Genomic DNA, 15,638 nt, shown 5'->3' on the forward strand with positions numbered 1-15,638 from the left:
TATTCCCAGCCTTTTAAGCTGCAGTAGCTCTGTCCTTTACGCATTGTCTGAGGACAGAGCTCGCCAATAAAGCAATAATCTAAATTAGATTAAGAAGCAGAGGTTTTTACTGCAGCATAAACTTCAGCTGCATGGAGTGCTTGATCAAAATCTGCAATTAAATCATCTGTGAATTCCAATCCTGCTGAAAAGCGTAATAATCCATCTGTAATGCCTCTTTTTTCACGTTCTTCCTTCGACATCGCAGCATGTGACATTGTTGTAGGATAAGACAGAATGGATTCCACTGCTCCAAGACTAACAGCAAAAACAGGTATCTGAACATGATCTACAAATGCTTTTGCAGCAGTTCTATTTGGTAATTGGAACGAAAAGACAGCTCCAGACCCTTTGGACTGCCTTTGATGAATTGTAAATCCTGGGTGAGAGGCTAAACCAGGATAATACACTTTTTCAACAAACCGATGTGCTTTTAAGTAGTCAACCAATACTTGTGCGGATTGACTAGACTGTTTCAAACGAGCCCCTAACGTTTTCATTCCCTGCAGTAATAGGTAGGAATCTTGAGCACCAAGAATTGCGCCAAAGGAGTTTTGGATAGAAGCAAGTTTTTCCCCGAGCGATTCATCACGAGTAACAGCTAATCCTGCAATCACATCACTATGACCGGATAGAAATTTAGTTGCACTATGAAGTACAATATCTGCCCCGAGGTCTAATGGATTCTGATAAAGTGGTGTCATAAATGTATTATCGACAAACGTAAGGCAATTATTAGCCTTGGCAATTTTTACGATTCCGGTAAGGTCCGTAATATTCATACATGGATTGGAAGGTGTCTCAATATAAATCGCTTTTGTATTCGGCTGAATGGCATGAGCCGTTTCATTTAAATCGGTCATATTTACAAAGGTATGTTCAATTTGATATCGTTTCAAAACCTCTGATACGAAACGATATGTTCCGCCGTATACATCCGTTGTTACTAATACGTGATCACCAGCAGAGAGCAATAATAGTACAGAGGAAATGGCTGCCATACCAGACGCAAATCCGAATCCGTGTGAACCATTTTCCAGCTCTGCAATTTTGTCCTCCAATGCCTGACGTGTTGGATTTCCTGACCTGCTGTAATCAAACGGACCAAACGCATCAAAGCTGTTTTGGTGAAAAGTAGATGAAAGGTAAATAGGCGTATTTACCGCTCCAGTGCTTGTTTCCCCTCTCTGTGATCCATGAATGAATTTCGTTTCCACATGCCGCTTCACTTGATTCATTTCTCATCCTCCTCATTCAATTTGGATAGTGCTTGTTGTAAATCTGCTTTTAAATCCTCAACATGCTCAATACCTACAGAAAATCGGAGTAAATGATTGCTTATGCCTCGACGAATTCTTTCCTGTTCTGGTATGTCAGCATGTGTCTGCGTTGTTGGATAGGTAATAAAGCTTTCTACACCTCCAAGGCTCTCAGCAAAAACGATTAAATTTAATGAAGATAGAAATGGATCGACCCATTGTTCCTCTTTGAGAGAGAAAGACAGCATTCCACCCTTATTTGGATAAAATACATTTGAAACTGCTGGTTGCTTATTTAAAAATTTTGCTATGCTTTTTGCATTCTCTTCATGTCTTTCAACACGGAGCGCTAATGTTTTTAATCCTCTAATAAGTAGCCAAGAGTCAACAGGCGAGAGTACCGCACCAGTAGCATTATGATTCTGGGATAGCTTTTCACAGATTTCTGTTCCTTTTGCAACAACTAATCCAGCTAGTACATCGTTATGACCGCCAATATATTTGGTCGCACTGTGGATAACAATGTCTGCCCCTAACTGTAGTGGCTGTTGTAAGTAAGGTGTTAAAAAGGTATTGTCAACAATGAGTAAAAGCTTATGCTTCTGGGCTAATGTTGCGTAGCTAAGAATATCAATTTCCTGCATTAATGGATTTGTAGGTGTTTCGATAAAAAGAGCCTTCGTACGTTCATTAATTAACTGCTCCGTTTTTTCAACTGTTTCAAACGTATCGTAAGTAGTCTCAATTTGGTAGGTTTCTGCATATTGTTCGAAAATCCGATAGGTACCACCATATAAGTCTTCAGGTGCAAGGATATGATCACCTGAACGGAAAAGGGATAGTACTAATTGAATAGCTGCCATCCCCGAGCTACAGGCAAACCCCGAATCACCTGTCTCTAAGTCAGCAATACCTTCCTCTAAAATAGTTCGGGTAGGATTTTTCGTTCTTGTATAATCATATCCAGTTGACTGTCCAAGGCCTTTGTGCTGATAGGCAGTAGATAAGTAAATGGGTGGATTAATTGCGCCTGTTTTTTCATCACTCTTATTTCCTAGTTGTACGAATTTCGTTTGTAACCTGTTGTTTGTCATTTTTTTAGCCTCCAATAGAAAAAATAAAAAGAGCAACCCTCAGATAAGAAGATTGCTCTTAATAGCACAGCATTCTTCTTATCTTCTAAGCAACTTGGATAGTTGCTTACTGGAATTAGCACCGGACCGCTATCGGCTGGTTGCTGAGACATCAAAGGGCCAGTCCCTCCGTCTCTCTGGATAAGAATTAAATAGATTTATGTAATTTTTCGAAATTATATTAGTAATACCTTACATTAGAAATCTGAAAAAAGCAAGAGGCATTTCGTTTTATTGTTTTCGTTCGTAAAGCATAAAGCTGAGTTAACATTTAACCATTGACTCAGCTTTATGTGCCAGAGGATTAGTCGCACTTATCCCCCTGTGGTGAAAGCGGGCACTGACACCATGTAACAGAATGGGCGATTAAAACTAGACTACGCCCAAAGGGAGATGCTTTCTTTATCTCTTTCGTAGGAATGTTCGACCCGCCGGACCACCCGAAGTTCGGGGTGTCGTAGGTACATCGCTAAATCGGATGCTTCCGCTTTTGTTCTAAAGATGCTACCTTTTACGTTTGTTTTTCTTATTGTCTAAGTTTAGAAACTCACTATTTTCACTCGCGAATTCCGTATTATTGCCTTGCCTATTATGTTTATTGTGATTGTTTTGTTTTCCTTTATCTTTGTTTCGGTTTTTATTTTCCTCAGACATTATCGCCCCTCCTGTGAAAATTTGTGGTGATTATTTACACCAATGAGGCTAGTTTAACCATTCACTTGGAAAATATAAGCGTAATAAAAACCTAATATATTTTTGTGTATGAAAAAAGTATGATGTATTACTTATATCTGCCTTTTGATTGAAAAGATAGATGACAATATTGTTATGGCTTTAAATCTAACTGCGAAGGAAATGTATTCAATCTAATATCCAGAGGACAAAGAAATGTTAAGTAAACGAAAGCAAGATCTAGTTTTTACGTATATGGTAGAAGATTGGGCTCGTCAGAATAACTTCACGGATCGCAAAAATGTCTTTGTAGTGGTGCAGAAAAAAATATAACAGTATTTGAATGCAGCCTATCTATTCTTAGCCAAGTTCGGTATAGGAATCAATTAGAAAAAAAGTGTAATCTATGGCATAATAGTATATCGAACGAATGTTTCTAAACGAGAATAACGGAAAATTAATAGATATGGAGTTAAAGGATAGGGGATGAATTCGAATTGGGAGTCCAATTAATACTAGCAGAAAAACCATCCGTCGCAAAAAACATTGCAGACGCATTGAAAATAAAAACGAAGAAAGATGGCTATTTTGAAGGAAACAACTATATCATTACTTGGGCGTTTGGGCATCTTGTAGAGTTATACGATGCGAAAGACTATGATGGAAAAATGCGAAGCTGGAAAATGGATAATTTTCCTTTTATCCCTTCTGAATTTAAATATAAAGTAAAAAGCAATCCTCGGAATCGATCACAAACAGATGGTGGAGCTGCAAAACAGTTAAAAATAATCCATTCACTAATGAAACGAAATGATCTGGAAGCAATTATTTCAGCATGTGATTACGACCGGGAAGGGCAGCTAATCGGGGACAGTATTATCTACCGAGGTGGAGTAAAGCCGAAAGCTAGTGTATTTCGCTTGCTCTTAAACGAATGGACACAGAATGAAGTGCTGCAAGGGTTAGAAAACCTCAAACCGAACAATGCAATGCAACCATTGCGAGATGCAGGGATTAGCAGACAATGGGCCGATTGGGTTATAGGTATCAACCTAACCTCTGTTGCAACGTTAAAATATCAACAAGGAAAAAGCAAGGCGTTGAATATAGGCAGGGTACTCTTACCAACCTTAAAAATCATCTATGATCGCGATCAAGAAATAGCTAATTTCAAGCCAGAGGATTATTTTAAACTAACTGCAACGTTCCAGACTGAAGATAACCATGAATATGAAGGAATCTATATAGAAAATAAAGATGAAAAGTTTAAGAAAAAAGAAGTGTTGGAAGAAGTCCACAATTTGATTCAAAACAAACAAGCAACTATTATAGATAAGCAAGTAGAGAAGAAAAAAGAATTTCCTCCGTTTTTATTTAATTTATCCAATCTGCAGGGGTTTATAACGAATAAATATAAGGGATGGACGTCTGATAAAGTTCTAAAGGTGGCCCAATCACTTTATGAGAAAAAACTGATTACATATCCGCGAACCTCTAGTATTGCTTTAGAAGAAAGTCTGGTTGCGAAAACAGCCCACGTGTTAAAGGTGCATTCCGAGGACCTCCCATATGAAGATGAAATCAAATTTATGAAAACAAAGCGTGTCTTTAATAACGCGAAAGTGGAGAGCCATAGTGCAATCATTCCAACATATGTAAAACCGAAACGACTTTCAGCAGATGAAGGAATTGTATATTCGGCAATAAAAAACCGTTTTATAATGCAGTTTATGCCAATAGCTATATATGAGGAGACAAAGCTGGTCACGAAAGTTTTAGAAACGGATCTACGTGGTTTTTTTCATTCAAAAGGTAAAGTGCAACTTGTTGAAGGCTGGAAAAAAGTTGAGAAAATACAATCAAAAGATACGATTCTTCCGTTTGTGGGCTTAAATGAACATGTTCAATTAATTGGCTCTGAGGTCACTACGCATGTAACGAAGCCGCCAAAGCATCATACGGAAAGAACATTGCTTCGTGTTATGGAGACCTGTGGTAAAAGTTATAAAGAGGATGAAAGTGAAGAGCTAATGGGTAGTATTCTAACCGGATTTAGTATCGGGACAGCTGCAACAAGAGCAGAGACGATTAAAAAGCTGAAGGATGTAGGATATATTACTACAGAAAGTAAAAATTTACTTTGTACAGAGCTTGGCAAGCGCCTTGTTGAGACTTTTCCGGTTAAAAACCTTTTTGATTTGGAATTCACTGGACGTCTTGAGAAAGCATTGTCTGATATACAAAAAGGAAAAGCGAGCAAGCAAGAGTTCCTTCGACTAGTATTTCATTTTACAACGGAGTCGGTTGAATCAATTAAATGTGCAGAGGACGTTATTATTAACAAAGTAACCTCATCGCGCGCAACCAATGAAGTTTTAGGGACTTGTCCACAATGTGGCGGCAAGGTGACAGACGGTTTTAAAGCTTTTGGCTGCAGCAATTGGAAGAAAGGCTGTACGTTTGTGATTTGGAAAAATGATAAATATTTAGCTTCGATGCGTAAAAAGCCGACGAAGACAATGGTAAAAATGTTATTAAAAGAAAAGAAAGCCTTTGTTAAAGGCCTTACAAGTAAAGGTGGAAAAAAGTTTAACGCCTATTTAAGCTATGAAAAAAATAACAACAATGATTATTATAGCTGGAAAATGGAATTTTAACTAAGTAAATCTAAAATGGACGTAAAGAAAATGTGTAATTATCAGTTTTTAAGCTTTTAAGTGGAAAATGGTGTATACTTAATAGTAGAGGTAGCATAATTCTATAAACGGAGATCTTGAGAATTATATTTGCGATGCTAATTTTCCTCGGGACAGGATGACGAACATGAAAAAAGTTATCGTAAGTACAAAGGAGAACCTGGGTTATGGTACATTAATATGGGTAAATGCGAGCAACCGTAAAGTATATCGCAGCAGTAAAAGTATTTCTGCTGATACTTCTTTCCATAGTTATGATTCACATTTTATGGGAATGGTTGATAAGCTGTACAAAGATCAGGAAAAACATCCCCTTTTATTTAAACAGATGCTTGAAAAATCGAACCGGATTTTTGGTGTATGTTTAAACAAACGACGTAATACAGATGGTTCAAAAGACATGAAGGTTCTATTTTTCCGGGACTGGGACAGTGTTCAGGACTTTGCTGAAAATGGCTTCCCAAAACTTGTAAAAGCAGAAGTAAAGAGAAGGAAAGCAGCCAAACAAAAATGGTTGGAGAGAGGGAAGTTATTCTCAGAAACGAAAAAAATATCACAATAGAGTGAATCTTATTAGATAAGATAAGCTGTCCATCAGGTGTGTTGCCTGATAGGAACAGCTTTTTTGTTTGTATAAAAAGCAACGTACCCCTTAGAGAAGTATAACAAAACTGATAAAAAATTTGGAAATTAATCCAAATAAAGCTTACAATGGAAGAAAAGAGTTAGAATTTGATAAATATAGACAAATAATATAGGAGTGGAGTGAACGTGCGAAATAAAAAACTTATCGTTATTAATGTTTTGACATTAATCGCGTTTATTTTTGTAGTTATGATTGGAATAAACCGAATAGACGCTACAAAGGATGAATATGGGGCAATACAGGAAGAAGAAGCTGAAAAAGATGAGCTTGCAGACAAGGAATTGTTTGAACTTGAACCAAAAGAGGAGTTAAGCTTTCATACACCGGCAGCATTTATTATAAAAAGCAATGCTGGTTTACAATCTTTTCAAGAAATCGCCTTAACGCTAAAAAATAACAAACTAATAGTTGAGGCTGATGCTGCAGAAGAATCGGAAGAAGACCTGTTACAGGTTGAGGAGGAAGAAGTGGTTGATGCAGATCATTCAACTTCTAATATAATTAATGGTACGACAAATCAAGCGCCTACAAGCAATCATACTGTAGAAACGAAAATAACTACGGACCAGATTCAAAAGCCGAATAATGGGAAAAAAGACAAAACTAGAGAAAATCATCAAAGTAAAAAGAAAGAACATGATGATAAAGAAATAAAGGATGAACCAGACCAACCAAAGAATCCACATGAAGAAGAAGGACAGCCACAAAGCCCATCAGAGGAATCCGACGAAGATAATAAAGAAGTAGAAATCCCAGTTGAGACAGATGAACCGAATCCAGAAGATCCTGTGAATCCACCAGTTGATGGACCAAAACAACCAGATTCAGATTCCCCTAAAGAAATTAAAGAGAAATCGAGTGAACAAAATAGTAATTTTCAAGGAGGAATATAAATGTTGAAGCTAAAAGGAAAAACAGCAGTTGTAACAGGTGCAAGTAGTGGAATAGGAGTCGCCATTGCAAAGCAGTTGGCAAATGAAGGAGCGGATGTTGTCCTTGCAGCTCGAAGGAAGGACAAGTTAGAACAAGTTGTAAAAGAGATAAACAGCTTAGGAAAAGGCAAAGCATTAGCTGTTTCAACGGATGTTTCACAGCAGAATAATGTTGACTCAATGGTAGATTACGCGATTGAAGCTTTTGGGAAGATTGATATTTATGTGAATAATGCTGGTTTGGTTGGAGACGGTATAGTAAGAAATGAAAATGTTAAAGCATGGGAACAGATGATTGATGTGAATATTAAAGGTGTACTTTATGGTACTCATGCAGTCTTGCCAGGTATGATTGAGAGGTCTTCTGGTCATATCATTAATATTTCTTCTGTATCGGGTCAAGAAGTAACAAAGTCCACTACGGTTTATAGTGCTACTAAATTTGCTGTTCGTGCAATTTCAATGGGTTTAGAAAAAGAATTAGCAAGGACAGGGGTACGTGTAACGAATATTTCGCCAGGGATGGTTGAAACAGAAAGAAATAGTGAACGATTACCAAATGACCGAAAGCCTCTCCAGACAGACGACATAGCAAAGGCAGTCATCTATGCGTTGACGCAACCTGATTATGTAAATGTAAATGAGATCACAGTTAGACCCGTGTGATTAAAAATAAAATAGATTTTTTAAGAAAAAGTTAAGGAATATTAGCCTATTCTAAAGAAATTTGGTATTATAGCAATGTATGAGACAAGTTATGCATGGCCTTAAGCGTCGGGAAATTTAGTAATGATAAATGATTGGAAGCGCTTGTGCCGCTTGTGTTTTATGAATAATTTTAAGGAAAGTAGAAGGGTGGAAAAGATGAATGAGTAAACCAAAAATCGTTGTACTTGGAGCTGGATATGCCGGTCTCGTTGCAACAAGACGTCTATCCCAAAAACTATCCGCAGAAGAAGCGGAGATAGTATTAATTAACAAACATAATTATCATTATGAAAGTACATGGCTTCATGAAGTTGCTGCAGGTACAATTAATCCAAACCAAGCACGCTTTATGCTGACTGATGTAGTAAATCCGAAAAAAGTTCGTTTAATTTACGATACTGTACAAGAAGTAAAGAAAGACGAAAAGCGTGTTGTATTGGAAAACAGTGAAGTTTCTTACGACTACTTAATTGTTGCACTTGGATTTGTTTCAAATACGTTTGGTATTCCAGGAATGGAAGAACATGCATATGCAATTGAAGATATTGATTCAAGTCGTCTAATTGCAGAGCATATTGAATATCAATTTGCTAAATATGCAACGAATGATAATGCTAGTGAGGATAGCCTGACAATTTTAGTTGGTGGTGGCGGATTCACTGGAATTGAATTCGTTGGTGAATTAGCTGAAAAAGTACCACAGCTATGCAAGAAATATGATATTGATCGTAGTAAAGCTCGCATCATCAATGTAGAAGCAGCTCCATCTATTCTTCCTGTCTTTGACGAAGATCTTGTTACATATGCGAAAAAGTCGCTTGAAGATCGCGGTGTAGAATTTAGAATTGGTGCTCCAATTAAAGAATGTACAGAAGAAGGATTCATCGTTGGTGATGATAAAGAATTAATTAAAGCTGGAACTGTTGTGTGGACAGGCGGTGTCACTGGAAATCCTGTACTTGCAAAATCAGGTTTCGAAGTATTTAAAGGTAAAGTAAACGTTGATGCTGACTTAAGAGTTCCGGGTGTTGAGGACATCTTTATTCTGGGTGACTGCTCATGGACAATGGATAAAGAATCAGGTAGACCATACCCACCAACAGGTCAGTTAGCTACACAAGAAGGGGCAACGGCAGCTGATAATATTATTGCTTTATTACGTAACGAGCCATTGAAGGATTTTGTATTTTCTAATAAAGGTACAGTAGCATCTCTAGGTATTAGCGATGGTATCGGAAATATTCTTGATGGCACAAAATTAAGAGGTAAAGCAGCAGCAGCAATGAAAAAAGTTGTTGATGACCGTTCACTTTACATGGTAGGTGGACCAAAAACAGTTCTGAAAAAAGGTAAATTCCGTCTATTCTAGTGTGTGTTCAAAAAAGAGGCTGAAAAGGACCGAGAAGTTCGAGGCGGCGGAGTTTTGAGTACCGAGTTGCCACAGGATGTGGTGACTTCGATGTTCGACACAGGACGTGTCGGTTTTTATTTAGTCGAAGTTCCTTTATTCTCGATGTGTCATTTACACCGGACTTCTTTAACATCCTCTTCTAAGCAATTTTATCAAAATAAGCACTAAATCTGGGAGGTAGTTTCAATGAAAAAGCCATTATGCGGGTTATTGCTTGTGTTGCTATCCATTGTCGGATATCGAATTGCGAGTGATTATTTAGAAGATAATCGAGACTTTAGATAAGCGATAAAGACCATCAAAACTTTAGTTTTGATGGTCTTTCTTTATGAAATCTATAGAAGATAGAAACTTCGTACTAACTCCTCAGTTTCTATCTTCTAGTAACTTCAATAATCGCTGTCTGGGATCGCTACGGGCGAATTTTCCCTGACAAGTAGGTCACCTTGAACTCATCTCTGGCAAATAGAAAAAGAATAAGAAGAATCAACCGAGGGAAGGCTTATCAAGCAGATTAGAAAAAATAGTGAAAAATCTACTGAGATGGAAGTCAAGTCGACAACTCCATGCTTTGGAAATTAAGTTGACAGTGCTTTCCCCCTTAATGGCACATTACGACGCACTTTCTTTCAAATGTAATGATTAGCAAGTTTCTTCTCAAAAATTCAATGTCTCCCACAGGAATGAATTCATTCGTTTGATTCATACTAACGGTGGGAGGTGTTGTTTTGCGCTTGTTTTTATGTGCTTTGTTATTACTAGTAGGTACTCCGCTTTATGCCCAAGCCAGCCCTATTCAACTGAAAAACAAGGTGATTACCTTAAAAAAAGTAGAAATTGAACAGTATGGATTAGATGTAATTGATGCTTCTTTTATAGACAATAATAAATTACACAAACTTATGGATAGTCTGGAAAGTGAAGTTTACCAAGAGCCTCAGGACGCCTTTTTTAAAAAAGATGGAAGAATTATTGCTGAAAAGCTGGGAGCGGCTTTAGACAGAGATAAATTCGAGTATTTATTTAGGGAATTATATTATAGTGATAAAAATGGAAAGCTTCATGTACCTGTATTTCCAGTTTATCCTAAGGTTGACTCTGGTTTACTTAAGGAAATAAGCACAAAAGCACTTGGAAGTTATTCAACCTACTATAATCAACGTAATTCTGAGCGAACCGATAATATTGCTCTCGCTGCCGAAGCAATTAATAATACGGTTATTTTTCCTAGAGAGACATTTTCGTTTAACGAAGTAGTCGGAGAAAGAACTGTTGAAAGAGGCTATAAGAAAGCTCCCGTGATTGTAAAAGGCGAGTTGGCGGAAGATATTGGTGGCGGTATTTGTCAAGTATCATCAACGCTTTTTAATGCAGTGGATCTAAAAGGGATTCAAATTGTAGAAAGATATGCACATAGCAGACGTGTTCCATATGTACCGCTGGGAAGAGATGCAACTGTTAGTTGGTGGGGGCCAGATTTTGTGTTTAAAAATTTATATAATGAACCAGTCTTAATTCGAGCCAGTTCACAAAATGGAAGAATGCTTGTTACAATTTACTCCTCAGATACCGTAGAATATTTTAACGGAAATGCAGAATAATCTGTAAGCACTTGCTTTTTAGAGGCTAGGTTGAATATAGGTTAAAGTGAAAAGCACAAGTAACTTATGCAAGTCACTTGTGCTTTATGTGATTATCCTTGTTTGTGAAGTTCAAGTTCGAAGTGGATTTTAACATCTTCGCCAACGAGTACACCACCAGTTTCAACTGCTGCGTTCCACGTTAAACCAAATTCTTTACGGTTAATTGTTGTTGTACCACTGAAACCAGCTACAGTTGCTCCGCCCATTGGATCTTTACTTTGTCCTTCAAACGTTACGTCAAGTGTAGCAGGCTTTGTAGTTCCGCGAATTGTTAATTCACCAACAACATCATATTGATTAGAAGCTGTTTTCTTAATGTCTGTTGCAACAAATGTCATGTTCGGATGGTTCTCAGCATCAAAGAAATCTGCTGAACGTAAATGATTGTCACGATCCTCATTTCGTGTGTTAATACTATTTGTATCAATTGTTACTTCAATTTTTGCGTCTGTCATATCTTCAACATCTGCTTCAATTACTGCATCAAATTTATCAAACGTTCCTTTTGCTTTCGAAATCATCATATGCTTTACTGAGAAACCAACCTCACTATGAACTTGGTCAACGGTCCAAACTGTTTTTGCCATATTAAACTACCTCCATTTATTATAATTACTTTCTGTTACTAAGTATATATTCATAATCAACTGATGTCAACTGGTTTTAATTAAAAATAAATTAATTAAAACTAAATTAACATTTCATTATGGTATATTCCCGGAAGAATTGAAGGTAAAACATGCTTCATTCATTTTTTAGTTTTAAAGCACTTGATTTTAAGCGGGGTAAAAAAATAAGTATATAAATTTTTTCCAATTCCGTGATTATCATCTGAAATTTCGTTATAATATGAAGATAGGGTAAAAGATAAATTATCAAATTAAGGGGAGATTTCATGCAGTTGACTTTAAATCCAAGATGGGACTTGGATACACTATTTCCGGGTGGAAGCGAATCAGAACAATTTCAAGCGTACGTTGATAATATAAAAGATGAAATGAAGGGGCTTTCAGTGATGGTGGAGCAATTTAATCCACAGGAGGAAGACTATGAATCTGAATTTGTGCAGATTATACATAAATTAGAAACGACAGTCAAAAAACTTCGTGAGGCCTCTGCTTTTGTAAGCTGTCTCAGCGCACAAAACGTAAAGGATGAGAAAGCCGATATATTAGTTGGGCAGCGAAGTGTTTTATCAGCAGAGATGGGGTCTATTACAACAAAATTAGATCAAAAGTTAATTATAATTCCAGATTCGAGTTGGGAAGCCTTATTGCAACTCCCTGAATTAGTGGATATTGCATTTGTTTTAGATGAAAACAGAACAGAAGCAAAAGAAAAACTTCCTGAAGAACAAGAAGTACTAATCAATGATTTAGCGGTAGATGGCTATCATGCTTGGAATCAAATGTATGGAGCAATCGTAGGAAACATGACCGTGGAAATTGAAGAGAAAGGAGAACACAAGAGCTATTCTGTAGGTCAAGCGTCCAATAAACTAACAAGTCCTGATCGTAAGGTACGTAAACATGTTTTCGATCAGCTGAGTAATGCTTGGGAAGAACAATCTGCATTATTTAGTCAGACTTTAAATCATTTAGCCGGCTTTCGTTTGGAAACATACAAACACCGTGGATGGGAACATGTTTTAAAGGAACCGTTAGCAATAAACCGGATGAAAAAAGAAACGTTGGATGCAATGTGGACAGCTATTATAAATAATAAAAAGCATTTTGTAACGTATTTAAATAAAAAAGCAGATTTACTCGGTTTAGAGAAATTAAGTATTTACGATATCAGTGCTCCAGTCAGTACGACTGTAAAAACATCAAGCTATACAGAAGGTGCGAAATTTATTGTTGATCAATTTCAAACGTTCAGCCCGAAGATGGCAGGATTTGCAAAAATGGCATTTGAAGAAAGGTGGATTGAAGCGGAAGATCGTGCAGGTAAACGACCTGGTGGATTTTGTACGAGTTTCCCAGATAGTGAACAGACACGCATATTTATGACGTATTCAGGTACATCATCAAATATTTCTACTCTTGCCCATGAATTAGGTCACGCATACCATCAGCATGTGATGAATGATGTTAATGGTTTAAATCAGCGTTACGCAATGAATGTAGCTGAAACTGCCTCCACTTTTGCGGAAATGATTGTAGCAGATGCTTCTGTAAGAAATGCCCAAACGAAAGAAGAAAAACTCGCGTTACTGGAAGACAAAATTCAACGTAGTGTCGCCTTTTTTATGAATATTCATGCAAGGTTTTTATTTGAAACGCGATTTTATGAAGCGCGTAAGCAAGGGATGGTTTCTTCACAGCGCTTAAATGAATTAATGGTCGAAGCACAAAAGGAAGCTTATTGTAATAGTTTAGAAGAATATGATCCAAACTTTTGGTCCTCTAAACTACATTTTCATATTACAGGTGTTCCGTTTTATAATTTTCCATATACATTTGGCTATTTATTTAGCCTTGGTATTTACGCGTATGCAAAGGAGAAAGGCGGCAGCTTCGAGGATGATTATATTGCCTTACTAAGAGATACTGGTCGAATGACAGTAGAAGAGCTCGCAAAAAAGCATTTAAATGCTGATCTCACGAAACCGGAATTTTGGGAAAGTGCTATTGGATTATGTGTAGAAGATGTAAAGGAGTTTCAACGTTTATAATTGTTTTTGTAATTAATTTGTTCAATTCAAATAAATAAGGTACAATACAGGTAACAAAAAAGTAAATAGAAAAAGCCTGCAGGGGGAGTCGTTTTGACTGAGAGTGAACATTATTGTTCAGACCCTTTGAACCTGTTAGTTAATTCTAGCGTAGGGATGGTAGTCTTTTTGATGGAATAAAAAAAGTAATGTGAGCGAAGCAGACTACTTAATTGTAGTCACCATCAGAAAGCTTCCCTTGACATTACTTTTTTGCGTCTAAAATGCGATAAAGGTATATGTTCAAAAGGAGGATAAAAAGGACCGAGGTCGGCTACAGTTGCAACGCCCTGGGGCTGTGTTTACTCGCCCCACAGAAAAGCTTTGTTGCAACACCGACACTAGCACGTCCTGTGCGTCGAAGTTCGAGGCGGCGTAACTCCCCCGGACCAGGCTTCCACAGGATCTGGTGACTTCTGTGTTGCTCACAGGACGTGGGCGATTTTAGCAGAAGATCCCCTGCGATGCGTCATTTTTACCGAACTTTTTGAACTGCCTCTAAAAGGGAGAGTACTTAACATTGAATTCAAAACGTACGTTATTTTTGGTAGAGGTAGCGATTTTTACTGCTTTAGCACTTCTCTTAGACATCCTTCCAATATCATTTAAAATTTGGGCGCAAGGCGGATCTGTTTCGTTTGCGATGATCCCGGTTTTTATTGTTGCGTTCCGTTGGGGGATTAAAGGGGGATTGCTCTCGGGATTCCTTTGGGGAGTTTTGCAAGTGGCAACAGGAACGGCTTACGTTCTAGAACCATTACAAGGATTTATTGATTATGCAATTGCCTTTACGGTACTTGGCTTTGCTGGTTTGTTTGCTAAGAAAATTCAGGAGGCTGTTAAATCCGGCGAATCGAAGACGTATTTAACCTATATTACGCTTGGTGTTTTCGTTGGCTCTGCATTACGCTTCGTCGCTCATTATGTGGCGGGTATTGTGTTCTTTGGTTCGGCCGTCGAAGGGCAGCCAGCTTGGTTATATTCATTAATTTATAATGCATCTTACATGGTTCCATCTTTTATTATCAGCACTGTAATTGTATTTTTCTTGTTCCACAAGCAGCCAAGAACATTATTAAATGCTGCGTAAAATGTTATACATTCGCTCACATAAGAATAACCTCTTTTAAGAAGAGGTTATTCTTTTTAGGAAGGAGATAAAGTAATGCAAGAGTTAATCGGTATATGTGTGGAATGTTTGGAAGAAATCTATTGTGAGAATGGTTTCTTTGATGGTGTACACAAAGAGGGAAAATTATTTTGTAATGATTGTGCAGATAGGGAGGAAGGACATGGTATCACATAATAGAAGAAAAATCTCCCAAAAGTCTTAGGGAGAATGGGCAGTTGGGAATGCCCCATGCTCCTAAGACTTTTGGGAGGTCAGATTTTCTGTATACGTATTTACACGAGCATTTCTTCTACGAAATCATGATTGGTAACGATCAGTAGAATCTTGCCGTCATCCAAATCCTCTTCGTAATTTTCTGCTTCTACAGTAGTGACACCAATCTCCTTCAGCTTCGTACGTAATTCATCACCTTGACTATTAAACATATTCCCTACGGCACTTGAAAAATCCATCTCTTTCATCCCAATTGTATTCGCATCCACACCTTCTGCTAGACGACCAGTTCTTTCATCATCATGTGTAAGAATATAAATATCGTCTCTTGCTACACCTTTTGTTTTTAATTTCGTAATGTCAAGTTTAATTTGTGTTTCATCTACATATTCTTTTACATATGGTTTCATGTATAAATTCCTCCTTTTGAAGTTATAT

General features: G+C 37.4%; 14 protein-coding genes and 2 riboswitches. Of the genes, 9 read left to right on the forward strand and 5 right to left on the reverse strand.

Going from position 1 to position 15,638, the window contains the following annotated elements:
- Nucleotides 1-89: 89 nt before the first annotated feature.
- The 3 genes from NST46_RS13870 to NST46_RS13880 form a co-directional block, all read right to left on the reverse strand.
- On the reverse strand, nucleotides 90-1,277 hold the full coding sequence (locus NST46_RS13870) for an aminotransferase class I/II-fold pyridoxal phosphate-dependent enzyme (RefSeq protein WP_340002026.1): 1,188 nt from the start codon (nucleotides 1,275-1,277) through the stop codon (nucleotides 90-92).
- Nucleotides 1,274-2,392 (reverse strand): methionine biosynthesis PLP-dependent protein, encoded by a 1,119-nt coding sequence (locus NST46_RS13875; RefSeq protein ID WP_340002024.1) that lies wholly within the window; start codon nucleotides 2,390-2,392, stop codon nucleotides 1,274-1,276. The genes NST46_RS13870 and NST46_RS13875 overlap by 4 nt, the downstream gene beginning before the upstream one ends.
- Nucleotides 2,393-2,467: 75 nt before the next feature.
- Nucleotides 2,468-2,579: riboswitch (SAM riboswitch) on the reverse strand.
- 356 nt (nucleotides 2,580-2,935) lie between these two features.
- Nucleotides 2,936-3,085 carry a hypothetical protein gene (locus NST46_RS13880; protein WP_168927287.1) on the reverse strand — a complete coding sequence of 50 codons (150 nt, stop codon included), beginning with the start codon at nucleotides 3,083-3,085 and terminating at the stop codon, nucleotides 2,936-2,938.
- A 515-nt stretch (nucleotides 3,086-3,600) separates the two neighbouring features.
- Between NST46_RS13880 and NST46_RS13885 the strand changes: the two genes are divergently transcribed.
- The 6 genes from NST46_RS13885 (at nucleotide 3,601) to NST46_RS13910 (ending at nucleotide 11,097) form a co-directional block, all read left to right on the forward strand.
- Entirely contained in the window at nucleotides 3,601-5,760 is a 2,160-nt protein-coding gene (locus tag NST46_RS13885; protein ID WP_340002023.1) for a type IA DNA topoisomerase, read from the forward strand.
- 166 nt (nucleotides 5,761-5,926) lie between these two features.
- Nucleotides 5,927-6,361, forward strand: coding sequence for a hypothetical protein (locus NST46_RS13890; RefSeq protein ID WP_095308369.1), 435 nt, complete (start codon nucleotides 5,927-5,929; stop codon nucleotides 6,359-6,361).
- 209 nt (nucleotides 6,362-6,570) lie between these two features.
- Entirely contained in the window at nucleotides 6,571-7,338 is a 768-nt protein-coding gene (locus tag NST46_RS13895) for a hypothetical protein (protein ID WP_340002022.1), read from the forward strand.
- Nucleotides 7,339-8,043, forward strand: coding sequence for an SDR family oxidoreductase (locus NST46_RS13900; RefSeq protein WP_340002021.1), 705 nt, complete (start codon nucleotides 7,339-7,341; stop codon nucleotides 8,041-8,043).
- A 202-nt stretch (nucleotides 8,044-8,245) separates the two neighbouring features.
- Complete coding sequence (locus NST46_RS13905) at nucleotides 8,246-9,454, forward strand: NAD(P)/FAD-dependent oxidoreductase (protein WP_251659104.1); 1,209 nt, start codon at nucleotides 8,246-8,248, stop codon at nucleotides 9,452-9,454.
- A gap of 755 nt (nucleotides 9,455-10,209) precedes the next feature.
- Entirely contained in the window at nucleotides 10,210-11,097 is an 888-nt protein-coding gene (locus NST46_RS13910; protein ID WP_341137397.1) for a VanW family protein, read from the forward strand.
- A 92-nt stretch (nucleotides 11,098-11,189) separates the two neighbouring features.
- Here NST46_RS13910 and NST46_RS13915 read toward each other — a convergent pair whose 3' ends face one another.
- Complete coding sequence (locus NST46_RS13915) at nucleotides 11,190-11,726, reverse strand: YceI family protein (protein ID WP_118888997.1); 537 nt, start codon at nucleotides 11,724-11,726, stop codon at nucleotides 11,190-11,192.
- A 308-nt stretch (nucleotides 11,727-12,034) separates the two neighbouring features.
- On the opposite strand from NST46_RS13915, the gene NST46_RS13920 reads away from it, so the two are divergent.
- From NST46_RS13920 to NST46_RS13930, 3 genes are all read left to right on the forward strand, one after another.
- On the forward strand, nucleotides 12,035-13,816 hold the full coding sequence (locus NST46_RS13920) for a M3 family oligoendopeptidase (RefSeq protein WP_251659100.1): 1,782 nt from the start codon (nucleotides 12,035-12,037) through the stop codon (nucleotides 13,814-13,816).
- A 71-nt stretch (nucleotides 13,817-13,887) separates the two neighbouring features.
- A riboswitch (TPP riboswitch) is annotated at nucleotides 13,888-13,991 on the forward strand.
- 384 nt (nucleotides 13,992-14,375) lie between these two features.
- Nucleotides 14,376-14,945 carry an energy-coupled thiamine transporter ThiT gene (gene thiT, locus NST46_RS13925; RefSeq protein WP_095308377.1) on the forward strand — a complete coding sequence of 190 codons (570 nt, stop codon included), beginning with the start codon at nucleotides 14,376-14,378 and terminating at the stop codon, nucleotides 14,943-14,945.
- Nucleotides 14,946-15,020: 75 nt separating this feature from the next.
- Nucleotides 15,021-15,161, forward strand: a complete 141-nt coding sequence (locus tag NST46_RS13930; protein WP_168927286.1) for a hypothetical protein — start codon at nucleotides 15,021-15,023, stop codon at nucleotides 15,159-15,161.
- 98 nt (nucleotides 15,162-15,259) lie between these two features.
- Here NST46_RS13930 and NST46_RS13935 read toward each other — a convergent pair whose 3' ends face one another.
- A complete protein-coding gene (locus NST46_RS13935) occupies nucleotides 15,260-15,610 on the reverse strand; it encodes a general stress protein (RefSeq protein WP_118888995.1) in 351 nt (116 codons plus the stop codon).
- Nucleotides 15,611-15,638: the final 28 nt, after the last annotated feature.

The sequence above is a fragment of the Oceanobacillus sp. FSL W7-1309 genome, from assembly GCF_038002145.1.
GTDB lineage: Bacteria > Bacillota > Bacilli > Bacillales > Amphibacillaceae > Oceanobacillus > Oceanobacillus profundus.

Bases quoted from the DNA above. Each gene is read 5' to 3' on its own strand.
- NST46_RS13915 (WP_118888997.1), bottom strand. From the start codon at position 11,726: ATGGCAAAAACAGTTTGGACCGTTGACCAAGTTCATAGTGAGGTTGGT.
- NST46_RS13870 (WP_340002026.1), bottom strand. From the start codon at position 1,277: ATGAATCAAGTGAAGCGGCATGTGGAAACGAAATTCATTCATGGATCA.
- NST46_RS13880 (WP_168927287.1), bottom strand. From the start codon at position 3,085: ATGTCTGAGGAAAATAAAAACCGAAACAAAGATAAAGGAAAACAAAAC.
- NST46_RS13935 (WP_118888995.1), bottom strand. From the start codon at position 15,610: ATGAAACCATATGTAAAAGAATATGTAGATGAAACACAAATTAAACTT.
- NST46_RS13890 (WP_095308369.1), top strand. From the start codon at position 5,927: ATGAAAAAAGTTATCGTAAGTACAAAGGAGAACCTGGGTTATGGTACA.
- NST46_RS13900 (WP_340002021.1), top strand. From the start codon at position 7,339: ATGTTGAAGCTAAAAGGAAAAACAGCAGTTGTAACAGGTGCAAGTAGT.
- NST46_RS13875 (WP_340002024.1), bottom strand. From the start codon at position 2,392: ATGACAAACAACAGGTTACAAACGAAATTCGTACAACTAGGAAATAAG.
- NST46_RS13920 (WP_251659100.1), top strand. From the start codon at position 12,035: ATGCAGTTGACTTTAAATCCAAGATGGGACTTGGATACACTATTTCCG.
- NST46_RS13930 (WP_168927286.1), top strand. From the start codon at position 15,021: ATGCAAGAGTTAATCGGTATATGTGTGGAATGTTTGGAAGAAATCTAT.
- NST46_RS13905 (WP_251659104.1), top strand. From the start codon at position 8,246: ATGAGTAAACCAAAAATCGTTGTACTTGGAGCTGGATATGCCGGTCTC.